Consider the following 16,982-nt stretch of genomic DNA (forward strand, 5'->3'; position numbering starts at 1 on the left):
CCGGCACTACCGGTTTTCAGTGCTGATAAACTGCCGGTTATAATAAATGGCGTTATTTACAATATCGATTGGCAGTGGTCCAACGCCTAAATCGCAGACCAATTGCTTATTATGGCCGGCAGCGGTCATACGGTATAACGCATGGTTGGCCGAGGCATTAGTATAATAGACATAGCCGTTGCCAGCAGCTATGAAGCCGGCTGGATCGTTAGATAATTTGACGCGGTGGCGGCCATCGGTGCTGAGGGCATACAGTTTTTGCCCGTCACTGTAGTTGCTGTAATAAATCGTGTTATCAGCCACTGCCAGGCAAACAGCCTGATCTTCGGTAAGCTTGCTGCGCCCTGTCCCGTTCGGTTTAATGCGGTATATTTTGTAGCCGTCGGTGCCATTGAGATAGTAAATCCAGTTATCCAGAACCTGTACCGATTCAGCCTGGTCGCTGCCGATTTTTTGCGGGAAACCTCCGGCAAGCGGCATTCTATAAATGTTGTTATCTTGGGCTGAGCGGCTGTTAGTCCATTTCACATATACCAGCCAGTTACCGGCAATCGCCAATTGGCTGACCGGATGGTTTCCCAGTTTGGTTTTGTCTGTGCCGTCAGGTTTTATCCGGTAAAGGCGATGATCGTCCGACCAATTGCTGTAATACAAATATTTCCCGGAAATAACCAAATTCCAGGCTTCGTCATCCGTAAGGGAAACCGGTGTGGTTTCGCCTGGTTTTAGCCGGAATATTTTTTCCCGGCCGCCGGCCGGTATGTCGCCGGCAAGAGCAAGGTAATAGAGTGTACCGTCAGCGGCAGCAGCTGCCAGGCCACTATTGGCTGTGTTGGCGGCAATGGGGATCGGGGCGGCCAAGGCAGTGACCGGAGCGGTAACCTGCGGGGGACCGGCAAAGTAGCTGTCCGTTGCCGTAAAAATAGCCTGGGCGGCTGCCAGCCGGTACACCCGCTGGGAGATCATTTTTGCATCCTGTGGATGCGGCAGCATGGATACTTCGGCGATGACTGCCGGGATTGAGGTGGAATTAAGCAGGACTAAATCCGGCCGGTCCTGCAGTGGGTACTGGGGAATCCGGAGGGTGTCTGCCAACTGGCCGGCGATAAGCGCAGCCAATTCCTTGCCCGGCCGGGCAGCCGCCGAGTTATACAGTGCGGTTGCGCCCCGCTTTAGCTCCGCAGTGGGTGCGCTCTCTGGCAGGGAGTTATTATGGATTGAGATTAGCGCGTCAGCCTGCAAAATATTGGCGGCATCAGCCCGGTCAATTAGGCGGGGATTGCTGTCATCTGTCCTGGTCATGTACACGTCATACCCATGCCGGCGGAATATATCGCGGCTTAGCAAGGCAATGTCCAGATTAAGGTCTTTTTCCAGGAGAAAGTTGGTGGTTGCTCCCAGAGCACTGCCGCCGTGTCCGGGATCAATAACCAGGGTTTTCGGCGGTTGGCCTGCGGCAGTATCAGCAAACGTCAGTACAAGGTAGGTACGGAAAGTAACAGTATTGTCCGCTTGTTTTACCGGTTTGCGCTTGACTGTGGTCAGGCGGGGCTGGGTGGTGCTGTTATTAAACCTTGCTGCTATTGTCAGCTGGTTTTCGCCGGCAGTCACTGTCAAAGTCTTTACCCGATGAGAGGGCAGGGGGGTGATAACAGCCGTTCTTCCCGCAAGTTCCGGCAGGGACGGCCGGGCCTCCAGGGTGACTTCCACCGTGTTCGCTCGTTTATTTATATGATACTGTGGTTCTAATTTATGTAACAGCAAGTGGCCCGCACCGGTCACCTGTGTTTCCACCGCTATCGCGATAACGTCTTTGTGCTCAAGCTGAAACAGTTTGACTTCTACGACCGCCGGCGGTAAATGCGGTGGGGTTTGTAAGCCGGTGTCGGCAAGCGCCGGCAGGGGGAAAAGCAACAGGATGGCAGCAAGCACCCAGGTGAAAGCAGGTATAGGCATAGACATAAGCACACCTCACTTTAAACAGTCGTTCGGGAGTGTAATGTTAGGATTAATTCCGTGTTAAAGAATCTGACAGGTGGAGGCGGGCGATGCATTGACAACGCTCCACCACGGGCGTTTGACTTCCGCGTTTGCCAATACACCACCCGCTTGGAAAAATAGTTAGCACGTTATATATAACATGTATAGCATTCTGGCAAAAGATTGGCAAGTTTAAATATATAGGTGATTGAGTATTGACAAATGTACGTGTCCCTTGGTATTCTATATACACAAAATCAATATTGCTGAATATCAATGACCAGGAAGAGTAAACATACGCAGGAAGCTGCAGCGAGCCAATGATAGTGAGAGTTTGGCGCTAAACCGGTATGGCGAATGGGCCTGGGAGATACAGTCCGAGCCGTCTCAGGGACGGGGTAGGCGCTGTCGGATTCTTCCGCCGTTAGCAGGAAGCAGGTATCGGATAGTATCCCGTACTTTGATAAGCCGGGTCAGATGTTTGTCATGACCAATGAGGGTGGCACCGCGGGTTATTCCCCGTCCCTTGAGCTACGCAATAGCGTAGTTCAGGAGACGGGGTTTTTATATTTTGTGCCTGATACTTTAGCATTGCGGATAAGCCGCCAGCTGCGTTGTTGCCCTTCCGGGCGGTACGCTTAGCAGCTGAAGACTTCTCTGCAATTCCGGCAGACAATTATTTGTAGATAGGGAGGGACGTAAAAATGGAAAACAAACAACAGGAACTGGTTACCGTTGCCACCGGGCAGGAGGGGCGGTTTCGCTGGGCGGCGGTATCGGCGATGCTGCTGGCCATTGGTGCCATTCTCAGGCTGGTTAGTCCAAGTATTGGCGGTATTTCACCTAACTGGATTATTGCGATGTATTGTTTGGCGATTGTGCTGTTTCGTCCGTCACTGGGACGATCCATGGGTATTGGGTTGGTGGCCGGAGCGTTGTGTTTGGCTACTTCCAAATCGGTTTTTCCCTATGGCAATCTCATCAGCGAACCCATAGGAGCGCTAGTTTGCGCTATTGTAGTCAGTCTGCCGGTCAGCATGAAAATAGGGCTGATGGATTTCCGGCCGGCGGTAGGGGCCTTGTGCGGCACGTTGGCGAGCGGACTGACCTTTACCACCCTGGCAAAACTTATTCTGGGTTTGCCGCTTAATGTTTATCTTTATGGCATGCTGCCGGTAGTACTGACAGTGACTGTCGCCAATACGGTGATTGCCCAGGCAATGTATTATCCGGTTGCGGCATTGCTGAACGGTTTTGCCGCTAAACACAAGGAGGAGGAGATTCGTAAATGACTATTTGGAATCAAGCCATAGAAACAATGCCTATCGAGGCGATGCAAGAGCTGCAGCTTGGACGCCTGCGAGAACTGGTGGCCAGAATATATCGCAATGTTCCTTTTTACCGGGAGCGGCTAAAGTCACATGGGGTAGTACCGGAAGATATCAAGTCGCTGGCCGATATCGCAAAACTGCCGATGACAACCAAACAGGATATGCGTGATAATTATCCCTATGGGTTACTCGCGGTGCCGCTTCGCGAAATTTCCCGGTTTCATTCATCCAGCGGTACCACCGGCAGGTCAACCGCTGTTGCTTATACCAAAAACGATTTGGCTATGTGGGCTGAATCGCTGGGCAGGACACTGGCTGCCGGTGGTTTGGGGGCAGACTCGGTCTTCCAGGTTGCCGTCAATTATGGTATGTTTACCGGCGGTTTAGGAATGCATTATGCGGCCGAACATGTGGGAGCCGCCATTGTACCGGCTTCTTCCGGCAACCCGGTTCGTCAGGCCATCCTGATGAAGGATTTTGGCGTAACCGATATCATCATAACGCCTTCATATGCTCTGCATGTGGCTGAGGCCATGCAGGAGCAGGGTATTGATCCAAAATCTCTGGGGCTGAAGGCTGTGTTTTGCGGTGCGGAAGCCTGGACAGAGGGGATGAGGCTGGAGATTGAGAGATTATTTGACACCCGGGCTTATGATGTATATGGTTTAAGCGAAATTATCGGACCAGGTGTGGCTACCGACTGCCGCTGTCAGGAAGGCCTTCATTTCCATGAGGATTTGTTTTATCCGGAGATCATTGATCCGGTAACCGGCGAGGTGTTGCCGGAAGGAGCAAGCGGTGAACTGGTGATTACCACCCTGACCAAAGAAGGAATGCCGATGCTGCGCTACCGCACCCGCGATCTTACGGCGCTTGAACGAAAATCCTGCGCATGTGGACGTACCGGCATTACCATGAAACGGGTCACAGGCCGCAGTGACGATATGCTGATTATCCGTGGCGCCAATATATTTCCCTCTCAGATTGAGAGTGTGCTGTTAGAAATGGGCTCTACTGCGCCGCACTACCAGTTAATCATTGATCGACGCAATAATTTGGATGAACTGACAGTGCTGGTAGAACCGACAGAAGCAGGCTATATAGAGCTTGGTGAAGCCGGAATGCTCGGGATGGAAAAAGCCATCCAGAAACAGCTGAAAGCCGTGCTGAATGTCAAGGCCGCTGTGCAGATGGTGCCGCCGCATACCATTGCCCGCAGTGAAGGCAAGGCCAAGCGGGTAGTGGACAACAGAAAGCTGATATAAAGTAGACTTAGCTTCAGGAGGGGGTTTGACCCCATCTGAAGTTAGTCGCCCTTATCCAGGGACTTAGTCGCTCGCCTGTGCCCGTAGGGGTATACTCCTACCTGGAGAGGTGGGAGTCTTAGAGCGAGTTAGTCATCGGATAAATAACAGGATAAAAAAAGTAGGCTGCCGCGGTTTTCTGGCAACCTACTTTTTTTAACTATAAGGGTGGTTATCCTCTGAGGAATAAGCCTGTTTTAATTGGCGTTGGCCAAACAATCCTGCGCGACAAGGCGTTGGATAAAAATATTTTTGGTTGTGGTAAGATCAATGATTGTGCCGGTATGGGTTTTAATGATCGGTTTGTCCAGATGGTTGGGGTTAAAGAAAATAACCTGGCCTGTGCGTCCGTCGTTTAAGAGTACCGGCGAGTTGGTGAGACAGTCACGTACATGGCGGATAAACGGCTGACAGATCCCTTGGTCTAATTTATCGAACAGTTCTTTCGCCATATAGGTCAAAACCGGGAAGGGATTGGCATTCTCAGCAGCGTAAGCGTGCTGGTGAAAAAAGTCGGCAACGGCAATAATCCGGGCATAGGGATGGATTTTTTCACCGGCCGAGCCTAAGGGAACACCACTGCCATCCATCCATTCATGATGCTGCAAAGCGCTGAATAATACTTCCTGCGGTAATGACGGCACATGCTGGAGCAGTTTGCCGCCGTGGATTACATGGGCTTTGGGCTCAGGCTCGCCATCCTTGGCGATAACCAGTTTGCCAACATCATGTAAAAGACCTGCCAGAATGAGTACTTTTATCTGGTCATCGCTAAATTTAAGCTTGCGGCCGATAATGCTGCTGATGAAGGCTACCATAACCGAATGGCGGGTAACCTTGTCGGCGAGATTGTAGTCGCTTACCAGCAGGTAATCCATGATCGCCGGGCCGGTGGACAATACGGTAGAGTAGATGCTAAACGAAGTATCCTTTAGTTCCTGAATCGGAATTTGACGGCTATTCCGGATAAAATTAAAAGACTGGGCGGTAGTTGTTATCAACCCGTCGTATTCTTTAAAGAAGGTTGTGAACTCTTCAGTCACACGGCCCGGGGTGGCAGGGGCCTGCTCCGGTGATGCCTGTTCTGCCGGTGGGCCGTCAGGTGAATCACTAACGACAAAGACATGGCTGACATTCCACATCATTAATAGTGAAATCGTGCGGGGTGCAATTACTATGTCTTTTCCCAACAGCACTTTGCCGGTGGGTGATAAAACCGGTTCGCCGATTATCATACCTGGCATCAAATCTTTTACTGCAGTCATCGCAGTTGCCATAAGACCAACTCCTTTTGCTGACTATGTAGATTTTGCAAAGCAGACTTAGCTTTAGGCGAAGTGTTAAGTCCACCGGGAGATTATTCATTCAACCTCCAGTGGATTCCACTTTTGACTTCTGCTTGTTGCAGCTGGAGGTTTCAGCCTGGTTTGCCGTTCACTGAAAAATATCTCGGCAGTTTAAGTATAAGTTGTATTTTATTGGAATTCAATCAGTCAAAAGTCATAATGCTATTAGTACTTAAGTCCTGCAAGGGAAAACACAGTACTTTTTGTCAGACTAAGGAAAAATCCCGGCATAGGCCGGGATTTGGGCAGGTTAGTCCTGGGAGGCGGTAGTTACCTTTGGTTCAACGGTAAAGACCAGTTTCCCGGCAGGAGCGTGTAAAGTAACTTTGCTATTTTCCTGTATTTCGCTGCGAATGATCATTTTACTAAGTTCAGTTTCTACCAACTGGCTGATAAGACGTTTTAAAGGCCGGGCCCCGAATTGCGGGTCATAGCCTTCGTTGGCCAGCAGTTCAAGGGCGTTGTCATCCCAGGCCAGGCTGATGTTAAGCTGTTTATGCAGGCGCTTATTCAGGTTTTCCAGCATGATGGCGGCAATTTCAGCCACTTGAGCCGCAGTGAGGGCGTTAAAGACGATTATATCGTCTATCCGGTTTAAGAATTCAGGCCGGAAATGGTGTTTCAAAAGCTCCAGCACCCGTTCTTTGGCAGCCGCAAATTCGTTGTTGAGGATTTCGTGGGAGCCGAGATTGGAGGTCATGATGATAACGGTGTTTTTAAAGTCAACGGTACGGCCTTTGCTGTCAGTCAGGCGCCCGTCGTCCAAAATTTGCAGCAGGACATTGAATACATCATTATGGGCCTTTTCCACCTCATCCAGGAGCAGGACGCTGTAAGGACGGCGGCGGACGGCTTCGGTCAACTGACCGCCTTCATCATAGCCGACATAACCGGGAGGCGCGCCGATGAGGCGGGCAACCGCATGCTTTTCCATGTACTCACTCATATCCAGGCGGATCATGCTGCGTTCGTCATCAAACAGCACCTCGGCCAGTGTTTTGGCCAGTTCGGTTTTGCCGACACCGGTTGGTCCTAAGAAGATGAAGGAGCCGATCGGGCGGCCGGGGTCTTTGATCCCGGCCCGCGCACGGATGATGGCCTCGCTGATGGCGGTGACGGCAGTATCCTGTCCGATTACCCGGTGGTGCAGAACCGATTCCAGATTAACCAGCTTTTCCCGTTCACCGGTCATGAGTTTCGTGACAGGCACACCGGTCCAGCGGCTGACTACTTTGGCAATATCGTCTTCATCCACTTCTTCTTTAAGCATGGCTTTGTGAGACCGGTTCTGAGTCAGCTGTTCTTCTTCGGTTTTAAGCTTTTTCTCCAGTTCAGGCAGGCGCCCATACTTAAGCTCAGCCAGGCGGTTTAAGTCGTAGCTTCGTTCGGCGGCTTCCATTTGGGTACGGACGGTTTCGATCTCTTCCTTTACCTCCCGCAGGCGGACGATAGCCTGTTTTTCTAACTGCCATTGGGCCTTGAGAGAATCTGCCTGCTCTTTAAGGCTGGCTAATTCGTGATGGATGCGCTCCAATCTGTCCTTAGAAGCCGTGTCGGTTTCTTTTTTTAATGCCTGCTCCTCAATTTCCAGCTGCATGATGCGGCGGAGGGCTTCATCCAGTTCGCTGGGCATGGAGTCAATTTCGGTGCGCAGCTTGGCTGCCGCTTCATCGACCAGGTCGATGGCCTTGTCCGGCAGGAACCGGTCGGCAATATAGCGGTCAGACAATACGGCGGCGGCTACCAGGGCGGCATCCTTGATTTTTACGCCATGGTGCACTTCATAGCGTTCCCGCAACCCCCGCAAAATGGAGATGGTATCCTCGGTACCGGGCTGATCTACCATAATCGGCTGGAAACGACGTTCCAGAGCGGCATCTTTTTCAATATGCTTGCGATACTCGTTCAGCGTTGTGGCCCCAATACATTTTAGTTCACCCCGGGCCAGCATGGGCTTCAGGATATTGCCGGCATCCATGGCGCCTTCGGCGGCACCGGCACCGACGACCGTGTGCAGTTCGTCGATAAATAATATAATTTTACCTTCTGCTTTGGTAATTTCGCTTAAGACGGTTTTGAGGCGTTCTTCAAATTCGCCGCGGAATTTGGCGCCGGCTACCATAGCTCCCAGGTCAAGGGAGTATACGGTTTTGTTTTTCAGGCTTTCCGGCACATCACCGGCGATAATCCGCCGGGCCAACCCCTCGACAATGGCGGTTTTGCCGACACCCGGCTCGCCAATCAGTACTGGGTTGTTTTTGGTACGGCGTGACAGAATTTCCACAACGCGGCGGATTTCTTCGTCACGGCCGATAACCGGGTCTAATTTGCCCGCTTTAGCCAGTTCGGTTAAGTCCCGGCCATATTTGTTCAGGGCTTGCAAATTTTCGTCAGGATTGTCGCTGGTGATGGATTGGCCGCGCCGGAACTGGTTTACTGTCTCCAGAATCTTACCTTTGGTCAGGCCGAAATCACGGCAGGCAGCCACCACATCACTGTCGCCATCCTCGGCAATGGCTATCAGCAAGTGCTCGACACTAATATATTCATCCTTCATGGCGTTAGCCTGTTTTTCGGCTAAGGCCAGTACCCGGATCATGGCGGTATTCATTCTCAGCCCGCCGTCCTGGCCGCGTACCGATGGCAGGGTTTTGAGCAGTTGCTCCAGTTTGGCGGTGAGCATGCGGACATCAATTTGCAATTGGGCCAGGAGATAGGCCGTAATCCCTACGGCATCTTTAATCAGCGCCAGCGCCAAATGTCTGGTGGTTAGTTCCTGATGGTAATGTAAGGCTGCCAGTTGTTGCGACTCCTGCAAGGCGGCAGCCGCTTTCTGGGTATATTTTTCATTGTTCATAATGTGTAACCCCCTTCACAAATAATGTAAGTTTTTAAACCGGTGGTTAGTAGCGTGCCAACCCTAATCCTACCGTTTTAAGGTTGGCATGCTACTAGGCTGTTTATAATTTAATATTACCAGAAAAAGGTTCTCAGTTGGAGTTGAATAAACGGCAATAACAGCCGATTTTTGCCGTTTAACAGCCAATTTCCAGGAAAAAATCCAGCCGGACGCAGGCTGTCTAACTTTTACTGACTTTTTGACTTTATTTGACTTTAGATGGTTTTAAAAATAAAAAAAATGCTTATAACAACCTGCATTTTATGGTATTAGTGTATAATGGAGGGGAGAAAAAAATACGAACTAAATTTTGCTGCAGGATATTTACGGGGAAGATGGTGCAAATAATTGGCTAACGGGTTTGATTTTGGTATAAGCGTAATCATTGTGCTGCTTATTCTGATTGATGTGTATCTTGTGGTGCGGATTAATAAGCACAAGCGGACAGAAGCGCTGCTGTGGCAGCAAAGTGAAGAGCTTAAGTCGGCTCAGTCAGAATTGGCCGCACAAGAGGAAGAACTCAGGCAGGGCTTTCATGAATTATATTTGAATGAAGAAAAAATCCGGCAGCACGAAGAATTGTCCCGCCTGGTGGCTGAAGGGGCTAATGATGCCCTGTGGGTCTGGGATATGGTTACCGATGCTCTGGTCGTGTCGGAGCGGGGACGGGAACTGTTGGGACTGCCGGAACACGTAGTCAATACGAAGGAAAAATGGAAGCAGCTTATCCACCCGGAAGATTTGCCGCATATGCTGGATAAATTGGAAGAACATTTGAGCGGATGTAACTCCTTTTATGGGGCTGAGTACCGGATTGCATCACCTGAGGGGGGTTACCGCTGGGTTTTATCCAGAGGCAAGGTAATGTTTGACAGTCAGGGGCAGCCGGTGCGAATGGCCGGCTCCTATACCGATATTACTGAGCGTAAGTATAAAGAAGAAAAGATTAAGCATATGGCCTATTATGATGCGCTTACCGGTCTTGCCAACAGGGAACTGCTGACAGAAACGGTCAATCAAGCTTTGGCCGCAGCCAGGCAAGACGGGTCGCAGGGGGCGGTCCTGTTTATCGATATTGACAATTTCAAACAGATTAACGATACCTACGGACATTCCTGGGGAGATAAACTGCTTGTCAATATTAGCGGCAAACTGACAGCCTTGGTATATGAGGCAGGCATGGTGGCCAGATGGGGTGGCGACGAAATTATTATCTTTCTGCCCAAGATCAATAAGACTGAGGAGTTTGCCGCTTATGCCGATAAGATCATGAGACTGCTTGAAAAACCCATTCTGGTAAATGAGCATGTTTTTTATATTACGGCCAGTGTCGGTGTTGCTCTCTATCCGATGCATGGCGATAATATTGACGAACTGTTGCGCAATGCCGACACTGCCATGTATCTGGCGAAAAACTCCGGCAAACGTACCTACATGATGTTTAATAAAACCATGCATGAGGCTGTTGTGGAAAAAACGCTGATGGAGGCCAGGCTGCGCCGGACGCTGGAGCAGCAGGAGCTTAGACTGCTTTATCAACCGCAAATTAATGCCAATTCAGGCCGGGTAGAGGGTTTTGAAGCACTGCTTCGCTGGGAAAGTCCTGATTACGGCCTGGTAGCGCCGCCGAAGTTTATTTCACTGGCAGAAGAAACCGGCCTCATTGTGGAGATGGGCAACTGGGTATTGGAACAGGCCTGTAGATTTAGCCGGCAACTGCATGCCGGCGGCAGCGGCTGGTTGTATACGGCGGTAAATATTTCGGTTGTACAGCTTATGCAGGAGGATTTTGTTGAAAAGGTGATCTCCGTACTGGCTGAAACAGGGGTGCCGCCACAGTATCTGGAATTGGAGATTACCGAAAGCGTGTTGATGGAACGGTTTGAGGAAAATATTCGCAAGCTGGAGGCGCTGAGAGAACTGGGAGTGAGGATTGCGCTTGACGATTTTGGCAGTGGTTATTCGTCCCTGACCTATCTGAAAAAATTGCCGATCGCTGCTTTGAAAATGGACAAGGCTTTTGTTGACGATATTGCAGTTGGCGGTGTTGATGCTGCCATTACCGGCAGCATTATTGAACTGGCACATCAGATGGGGCTGCAGGTTGTGGCCGAGGGTGTCGAGAACGGGGACCAGTTAAGATACCTTAGAGAGAAGAAATGTGATATTATTCAGGGTTATATTATTAGCCGTCCGCTGCCGCCGGAAGCCTTTGTTGTTTGGCTGCAGCAGCATGGCGGGCTGCTTGGCGGCCGGCAGGAAGCAGGCCATAGCTGGGCTACTTATTATGAGGGGTGATAATATGAAAAATGTATTAACAATTGCGGGCTCTGATTCCAGTGGCGGGGCAGGCATTCAGGCAGATATCAAGACCTTTTCCGCCCATGGCGTGTTCGGTATGAGTGTGATTACAGCGGTTACCGCCCAAAATACGCAGGGCGTATTTGCCGTGCAGGATATTACGCCGGAAATCATTGCAAAACAGATAGACGCCGTGTATGAAGATATTGATGTGGCTGCCGTCAAAATCGGGATGGTGTCGCAAATCGATACCATCACTACCATTGCGGACAGGTTAAAACAGCATGGGGCCCGGAATATTGTTGCCGATCCGGTTATGGTGTCCAAAAGCGGATTCCACCTTTTAAACCCGGATGCAGAAGCTACTTTGATGCGGGAACTGCTGCCGCTGGCCGATATTGTAACCCCCAATATTCCTGAGGCGGAGGTTATTACCGGACGCACGATTGCCACCCTGGAGGATATGGAAGCCGCGGCCCGGCAAATTTTTGCCTTAGGACCCAGGCATGTACTCATGAAGGGTGGTCACCTGCCCGGTGACTCAACCGATATTTTGTTTGATGGCGAACGGTTTGTCTATTTTAAATCTCCCCGGATTGTTACTAAAAATACGCATGGTACAGGCTGCACGCTGTCTTCGGCCATTGCCGCCAATTTGGGCCAGGGATTGTCTGTCGCAGAGGCGGTGGCTGCAGCCAAAGAATATATAACCATTGCTATTGAACACTCTTTCGCTATTGGGAAGGGTGTTGGCCCTACCCATCATTTCTATACCTTATATAACAAGGCAGGGATGTTTAAGTAAGCTTATAGCTATTGCCGGGCATTCCAGGGACGGCTGTCAGGGGCACTGGCTGCAAGCAGTCCGGGCAGGCTGTTTTATATATGCCTGCGGCTTAGCGGACTTTTTTTGAAGTAGGAATTCGGTGGCGGAAAAGCAGTCACTTCGGTTTCCAGTTCATCGAAAGATTCAAGCTCGCTGGAAATAGTACTTTCGTCTGTCGTAACGGGTGGCGGTGGCGCAGGGGGGGCCGGGAATATACCCTCAGGCGGCGGTCCGAAGCAGGAGCCGCAAGGGCGGTTTAATGCCTGCCGCAATGCTTCCAGAATAATGATCTGTTCGGCGGTGCGGCAAGGGTCATCGACGCTGCCGCAGTCGGACAGGAGTCTGACAATATCGATAGGGGCGCAGGTGACGGCTAAGAACTGGCTGCTGAAGGCTATCTTGCAGCATAAGAGTTCAAGCAGGATGTCAATTAGCGTTCCTGCCCGGTCATAACGGATGACTGACCGCTCGTAGATTTCAAAAGGCACGCCAGGGGTGCGCTGGATTTCTTCCGCTGCTCCGACCAGCAGCCGGTAAGAACTGACCAATGAGGAAAAGTTGGGAATAACAGCACTGATATCGCCTAAAATAGCATTAATAATAGTTAGCGTGTTGGTGCTCATAAATTACCCCTCCCCTTGTTGAAACTACTTATAATATATGCCGTATGTAGCCGAATGACCAATTATGCTGCTAATTTCGTTTTTGCCTGCGGTGGAGCATTGTTAATACACCATCCGCCGGCGCCTATCATATTCTTTAATGTGGAATATATATAAGTGGCATTTTGGGGAAATAACTATGGTACTCGAAGGAAGTCATTGTCTACGTCTGCTGCCTGCATCTGCGGGTTGTGGATAAATCTATTTGTCAAAAACTCAATGGAGGCGCGAATGCAGCACGGTCCGTCTATAATTCCGATGTTGATTATTTTTTCGTTCTTAGCGGGGATAGCCTGGCTGGGAGGCCGGGTTTTACCCAAATGGCATGAAGTATATGCCGGCCCAAGGGTTAGGTATGCATATTGGGGGGCCACACTGTTAGCTGTGGCGATTTTGATTTTTAGCCGCTGGCTGCGGCCGGCCGGCGGTTTTCCCGGTGAGTGGTTCCGGTACTTTATTTACTTTGCCTATATCTGGATTGTCGGCCTGGTATTTATGCTGGTGGTACTGCTGGCAGGCTATGTGGTCAAACGCCTGGTGCGGCGGTTGGCGGCTCGCCGGGTAACCGCTGCCTGTGAACAACCCGGGTCTGATACGGCAGAGGCAGCAGCCGGACAGCGGGGGATAACGCGGCGCCAGTTTCTTGAGGGAATGTCGGCCGCTATACCGGCAGTGCCGCTGGCGGTCAGCGCTTACGGGGTTATCGGCGGCGATACGCAGCTTGTTGTAAACAGGCATACGCTTATCTTTCCCCAGTTGCCGCCATCACTGGCAGGTTTTAGGATTGCCCAAATCAGTGATACCCATATTGGTTCGTTTTTTGGCATGGATAAGCTGGACAGGGTACTCTCCCTGGTTATGCAGGAGCGGCCGGAAGTTTTGGTGATTACCGGCGACCTGATTGATGACTTAGCCTTACTGCCGCCAACGATGGAACGTCTGACAGCTTTCCAGTCACAACTGCCGCAGGGGATTTTCTATTGCTGGGGCAACCATGAGTACTTCCGTGATATCAACCGTATTCGCCAGGCGCTGTACAAGAGCCCTATTGTTGTTCTGGAAAATAGCAATACGGCTGTTGGCAGCGGCTTGTATCTGGCAGGGGTTGACTACCCCTGGAGCAAGGACAGAGGGGAACAGGAAATGGTGCGGCAGCAGTTTTTTACCCAGGCCGTTCTCGGCATTCCGGCAGAGGCCTTTACTGTATTGCTTACCCATCATTCCGCTTTTCTGGATGAGGCCTTTGCCGCCGGCATACCGTTGTCACTGGCCGGGCATACCCATGGCGGTCAGGTGAATCTTTTTGGCAAATCGTTGCTGCCCATCCAATATAAATATATGCGCGGCATGTTCCGGCAGGGAGAATCCTATGGCTATGTCAGTACCGGCACCGGACACTGGCTGCCGCTGAGGATTGGCTGCCCGGCCGAAATCAGTGTTTTTACATTGCAGCGGGAAACCGCCAGAGTGTAGCCGGCAAGGCTTTACCGGAGAGCCATAAGGCTGTTTGGTTACAAAACGGAGGACATACATGAAGGAAGTACCGGATATTATTGCGCATAATCTCAAAATTTTGTTCATCGGCTTCAATCCCGGACTCAGGTCGGCGGCAACGGGTCATCATTTTGCCGGACATTCCAATAGGTTTTGGAAGCTGCTGGCGGCATCAGGGTTGACGCCGCAGCTGCTCAAACCGGAAGAAGACCACAGGCTGCTTACCTGGGGTTATGGGATTACCAATATTGTAGCTCGCCCCAGCCGGGCAGCGGCTGAGATCACTAAAACGGAATATCAGGCCGGGCGGGAAATCCTCAAAGACAAGCTCCGGCAATACAAGCCGCAGGTTGCCTGTTTTGCCGGCATAGGAGTATACCGGGAGTTTATCAGGCAGCCGGGCATTGGCTGCGGGCTGCAGCCGGTATGCTCGGTGGAGGGTGTTGCTGACTTTGTGGTTCCGTCGCCAAGCGGGCTGACCCGCATATTATTTCAGGACCAATTGGTGTATTATCAGGAATTGCTGGGATTGATAAAGTAGACTTAGTCGCTCGCCTGTGCCCGTAGGGGTATAACTCCCACTTGTAGAAGATGGGAGTCTTAGAGCAGGTTAGTCATCAGGTAAAATGTTAGAAAAAGGGATAAGACAAGCGCTTGCTCAAGCAAGCGCTTGATTTTCTCTTCAAATCGAGCAGTAGTGAAAGTTGGCGTCCAAGAAAAAACTAGGTATAATGATAAAGGATTATGCATACGAGAGGGGTACATAGTATGTCTAAAAAGTGGATTGTCTTTGCTAGTCTGGTTATGTTTGTGCTAGCTATCGGTTTGGCCGGCTGCGGCAGCAACCAGCCAGCTCAGCCTGCCGGTGCCAAAGTTCTTAAAGTAGGTGCCGAGGCTACTTTCCCGCCATTTGAATTCCAGGATGAAAAGAGTAAAGAGTATGTTGGCTTTGACGTTGACATGATGAAAGCCATTGGTAAGCAGATGGGGGTAGAGGTGCAAATTGTAAACACCGCATTTGACGGCCTGATTCCCGCACTGGAAGGCGGTCAGATTGACGTGATTGCGTCAGCTATGACGATTACCGATGAACGTGCTAAGAAAGTCAATTTTTCTAAGCCTTACTACCAAGCCGGCTTGTCCATGGTTGTGAAAGCCGATAATGATACTGTTAAGACCTTCAAAGACCTGGAAGGCAAACGGATTGCCGTACAAATCGGTACCACCGGTGCCGCACAAGCCAGGAAAATTAAAGATGCCAAAGTGCGTGAGTTCAATAGTGCTTCCGAAGCGTACCTTGAACTTAAGGCCGGCGGCGCTGACGCTGTTGTGAATGACCTGCCGGTAAACCAATATTTTCTGACTAAAGGCGGCGATAAAGATGCCAAGCTGGTTGGGGAAATACTGGACGCCGAAGAATATGGTATTGCTGTGGCTAAAAAGAATACAGAACTGGCCGGAAAAATCAACAAAGCTCTGGATGAGTTAAAACAAAATGGCGAGTATGCCAAAATCTATGAAAAATGGTTTGGTAAACAGCCGCAATAGTGAGCTTATGAAAGCCGTATCAGCTGCCTTGCTGGTGCGGCTTTTTCTTTATCTGGCCGGCAGGTAAAAATCCTGTTTTTGTCCAATACCTATAAGTAAGGAGATGATTGCGGATGAAAAAACTTATACTAGGCGGCCGGGCCATTATTACCGGCCGAGGCTCCATCGCGGAGCTCGGTAATATACAGGCCGGCCGGGCCTTCATCGTTACCGGCGGCAGCGCTATGCAGACAAGCGGTATCATTGCAAAACTGGAGGCCATCTTACAGGCAGCCGGCTGCGTCACCTGTGTATACGGCGGGATCGGCAAAAATCCGGATACCCAGGCTGTTCTGGACGGACTTGCCAGTATGCGGAATTTCCGGCCCGATGTGCTGGTGGCTGTAGGCGGCGGCTCGCCGATTGATGCTGCCAAGGTTATGGCGTTATTTTATGATTATCCGGAACTGGACTTTGCCTGTGCTCAGACGGCTGAACTGCCGCAGGCGCGCAAGCAGCTGCAGTTTGTTGCCATTCCTTCGACTTCCGGCACCGGGACGGAGGTAACGCGAGCTGCCGTCATTACTTTCCGGGAGTTAGAACTGAAAATTGGCTTGAAAACGCCGGCCTTTATTCCTGACCTGGCGATTCTTGATGCCGATATTACCATGACAATGCCGGACAATGTTGTGGCCGAGACGGGTATGGATGCACTTACTCATGCGGTAGAATGCTACATTAACCGGAATGCAGACGATGTCAGCGCAGTATTGGCCAAAGGGGCGACAGCCGGTTTGTTTGCCTGGCTGCCGGTATCTTATCAGGAAAGAACCATTGAGAGCCGGGAAAAGGTACACCATTATCAGTGCATGGCCGGACTGGCCTTTGATAATACCGGCTTGGGTATGGCTCACGGCATTTCCCATGCTCTTGGCGGCAAATTCAATCTTGGGCACGGCTTGCTCAATGCCATTGCGCTGCCTTATGTGCTGGCATATAATGCGCAAGACCCTGTAGTGGACGGACGCTTGGCTGAGCTAGCACAAAGTATCGGGCGCCAGGGCGGCGGCGCTTTTATCGCAGCAGTCAAAGAGCTTAACCGGCAGCTTGCTATTCCTGCCAGTCTGGCAGAGGCCGGTATTACCTGCGCTGCTTTGGAGGAGGACTTTGCCGGGCTTGTGGAAAATTGCCTTAAAGGCTCTACCAGAGCAAACCCGGTACCGGTAACCGCCGGGCAAATGGCGGAAATTCTTAAACAGATGCACAGGGGTATGTAAATTTACAATTTTGGCAGTGTAATTCAATCAAAAAG

General features: G+C 50.8%; 12 protein-coding genes. 8 read left to right on the plus strand and 4 right to left on the minus strand.

The window, feature by feature from the left end; genetic code table 11:
* Positions 1-6 precede the first annotated feature (6 nt).
* Complete coding sequence (locus tag GT1_RS16855; RefSeq protein ID WP_083945327.1) at positions 7-1,962, minus strand: DUF5050 domain-containing protein; 1,956 nt, start codon at positions 1,960-1,962, stop codon at positions 7-9.
* A gap of 722 nt (positions 1,963-2,684) precedes the next feature.
* Here GT1_RS16855 and GT1_RS16860 point away from each other — a divergent pair.
* Positions 2,685-3,272, plus strand: coding sequence for a tryptophan transporter (locus GT1_RS16860; protein ID WP_075752140.1), 588 nt, complete (start codon positions 2,685-2,687; stop codon positions 3,270-3,272).
* Positions 3,269-4,576, plus strand: a complete 1,308-nt coding sequence (locus GT1_RS16865) for a phenylacetate--CoA ligase family protein (protein WP_188399671.1) — start codon at positions 3,269-3,271, stop codon at positions 4,574-4,576. The genes GT1_RS16860 and GT1_RS16865 overlap by 4 nt, the downstream gene beginning before the upstream one ends.
* A 236-nt stretch (positions 4,577-4,812) precedes the next feature.
* Here the strand turns inward: GT1_RS16865 and GT1_RS16870 are convergent, their stop codons facing one another.
* Together GT1_RS16870 and clpB are read right to left on the minus strand one after the other, a co-directional pair.
* The gene (locus GT1_RS16870) at positions 4,813-5,892 is read right to left on the minus strand and encodes an HD-GYP domain-containing protein (protein WP_083945328.1); all 1,080 of its coding nucleotides are present in this window, start codon (positions 5,890-5,892) and stop codon (positions 4,813-4,815) included.
* A 319-nt stretch (positions 5,893-6,211) separates the two neighbouring features.
* The gene (clpB, locus tag GT1_RS16875; RefSeq protein ID WP_188399672.1) at positions 6,212-8,818 is read right to left on the minus strand and encodes an ATP-dependent chaperone ClpB; all 2,607 of its coding nucleotides are present in this window, start codon (positions 8,816-8,818) and stop codon (positions 6,212-6,214) included.
* A 390-nt stretch (positions 8,819-9,208) separates the two neighbouring features.
* On the opposite strand from clpB, the gene GT1_RS16880 reads away from it, so the two are divergent.
* Both GT1_RS16880 and thiD read left to right on the plus strand, forming a co-directional pair.
* Positions 9,209-11,158, plus strand: a complete 1,950-nt coding sequence (locus GT1_RS16880) for a bifunctional diguanylate cyclase/phosphodiesterase (RefSeq protein ID WP_188399673.1) — start codon at positions 9,209-9,211, stop codon at positions 11,156-11,158.
* Between the two features lie 4 nt (positions 11,159-11,162).
* Complete coding sequence (gene thiD, locus GT1_RS16885) at positions 11,163-11,966, plus strand: bifunctional hydroxymethylpyrimidine kinase/phosphomethylpyrimidine kinase (protein WP_075752148.1); 804 nt, start codon at positions 11,163-11,165, stop codon at positions 11,964-11,966.
* Positions 11,967-12,040: 74 nt separating this feature from the next.
* Here thiD and GT1_RS16890 read toward each other — a convergent pair whose 3' ends face one another.
* Positions 12,041-12,610: a hypothetical protein gene (locus GT1_RS16890; RefSeq protein WP_075752150.1), complete on the minus strand. Its 570-nt coding sequence runs from the start codon at positions 12,608-12,610 to the stop codon at positions 12,041-12,043.
* 297 nt (positions 12,611-12,907) lie between these two features.
* On the opposite strand from GT1_RS16890, the gene GT1_RS16895 reads away from it, so the two are divergent.
* From GT1_RS16895 to GT1_RS16910, 4 genes are all read left to right on the plus strand, one after another.
* Positions 12,908-14,122, plus strand: a complete 1,215-nt coding sequence (locus GT1_RS16895; protein WP_188399674.1) for a metallophosphoesterase — start codon at positions 12,908-12,910, stop codon at positions 14,120-14,122.
* Between the two features lie 58 nt (positions 14,123-14,180).
* The gene (locus tag GT1_RS16900) at positions 14,181-14,684 is read left to right on the plus strand and encodes a mismatch-specific DNA-glycosylase (protein WP_188399675.1); all 504 of its coding nucleotides are present in this window, start codon (positions 14,181-14,183) and stop codon (positions 14,682-14,684) included.
* Positions 14,685-14,911: 227 nt separating this feature from the next.
* Entirely contained in the window at positions 14,912-15,691 is a 780-nt protein-coding gene (locus tag GT1_RS16905) for a basic amino acid ABC transporter substrate-binding protein (RefSeq protein ID WP_188399676.1), read from the plus strand.
* 113 nt (positions 15,692-15,804) lie between these two features.
* Positions 15,805-16,947, plus strand: a complete 1,143-nt coding sequence (locus tag GT1_RS16910) for an iron-containing alcohol dehydrogenase (RefSeq protein ID WP_188399677.1) — start codon at positions 15,805-15,807, stop codon at positions 16,945-16,947.
* The last annotated feature ends 35 nt before the right edge of the window (positions 16,948-16,982 follow it).

The organism is Sporomusa sp. GT1, assembly GCF_014634905.1.
Classification (GTDB): Bacteria; Bacillota; Negativicutes; order Sporomusales; family Sporomusaceae; genus Sporomusa; species Sporomusa sphaeroides.

Bases quoted from the DNA above. Each gene is read 5' to 3' on its own strand.
- GT1_RS16855 (WP_083945327.1), bottom strand. From the start codon at position 1,962: ATGTCTATGCCTATACCTGCTTTCACCTGGGTGCTTGCTGCCATCCTG.
- GT1_RS16860 (WP_075752140.1), top strand. From the start codon at position 2,685: ATGGAAAACAAACAACAGGAACTGGTTACCGTTGCCACCGGGCAGGAG.
- GT1_RS16865 (WP_188399671.1), top strand. From the start codon at position 3,269: ATGACTATTTGGAATCAAGCCATAGAAACAATGCCTATCGAGGCGATG.
- GT1_RS16870 (WP_083945328.1), bottom strand. From the start codon at position 5,892: ATGGCAACTGCGATGACTGCAGTAAAAGATTTGATGCCAGGTATGATA.
- clpB (WP_188399672.1), bottom strand. From the start codon at position 8,818: ATGAACAATGAAAAATATACCCAGAAAGCGGCTGCCGCCTTGCAGGAG.
- thiD (WP_075752148.1), top strand. From the start codon at position 11,163: ATGAAAAATGTATTAACAATTGCGGGCTCTGATTCCAGTGGCGGGGCA.
- GT1_RS16890 (WP_075752150.1), bottom strand. From the start codon at position 12,610: ATGAGCACCAACACGCTAACTATTATTAATGCTATTTTAGGCGATATC.
- GT1_RS16895 (WP_188399674.1), top strand. From the start codon at position 12,908: ATGTTGATTATTTTTTCGTTCTTAGCGGGGATAGCCTGGCTGGGAGGC.
- GT1_RS16900 (WP_188399675.1), top strand. From the start codon at position 14,181: ATGAAGGAAGTACCGGATATTATTGCGCATAATCTCAAAATTTTGTTC.
- GT1_RS16905 (WP_188399676.1), top strand. From the start codon at position 14,912: ATGTCTAAAAAGTGGATTGTCTTTGCTAGTCTGGTTATGTTTGTGCTA.
- GT1_RS16910 (WP_188399677.1), top strand. From the start codon at position 15,805: ATGAAAAAACTTATACTAGGCGGCCGGGCCATTATTACCGGCCGAGGC.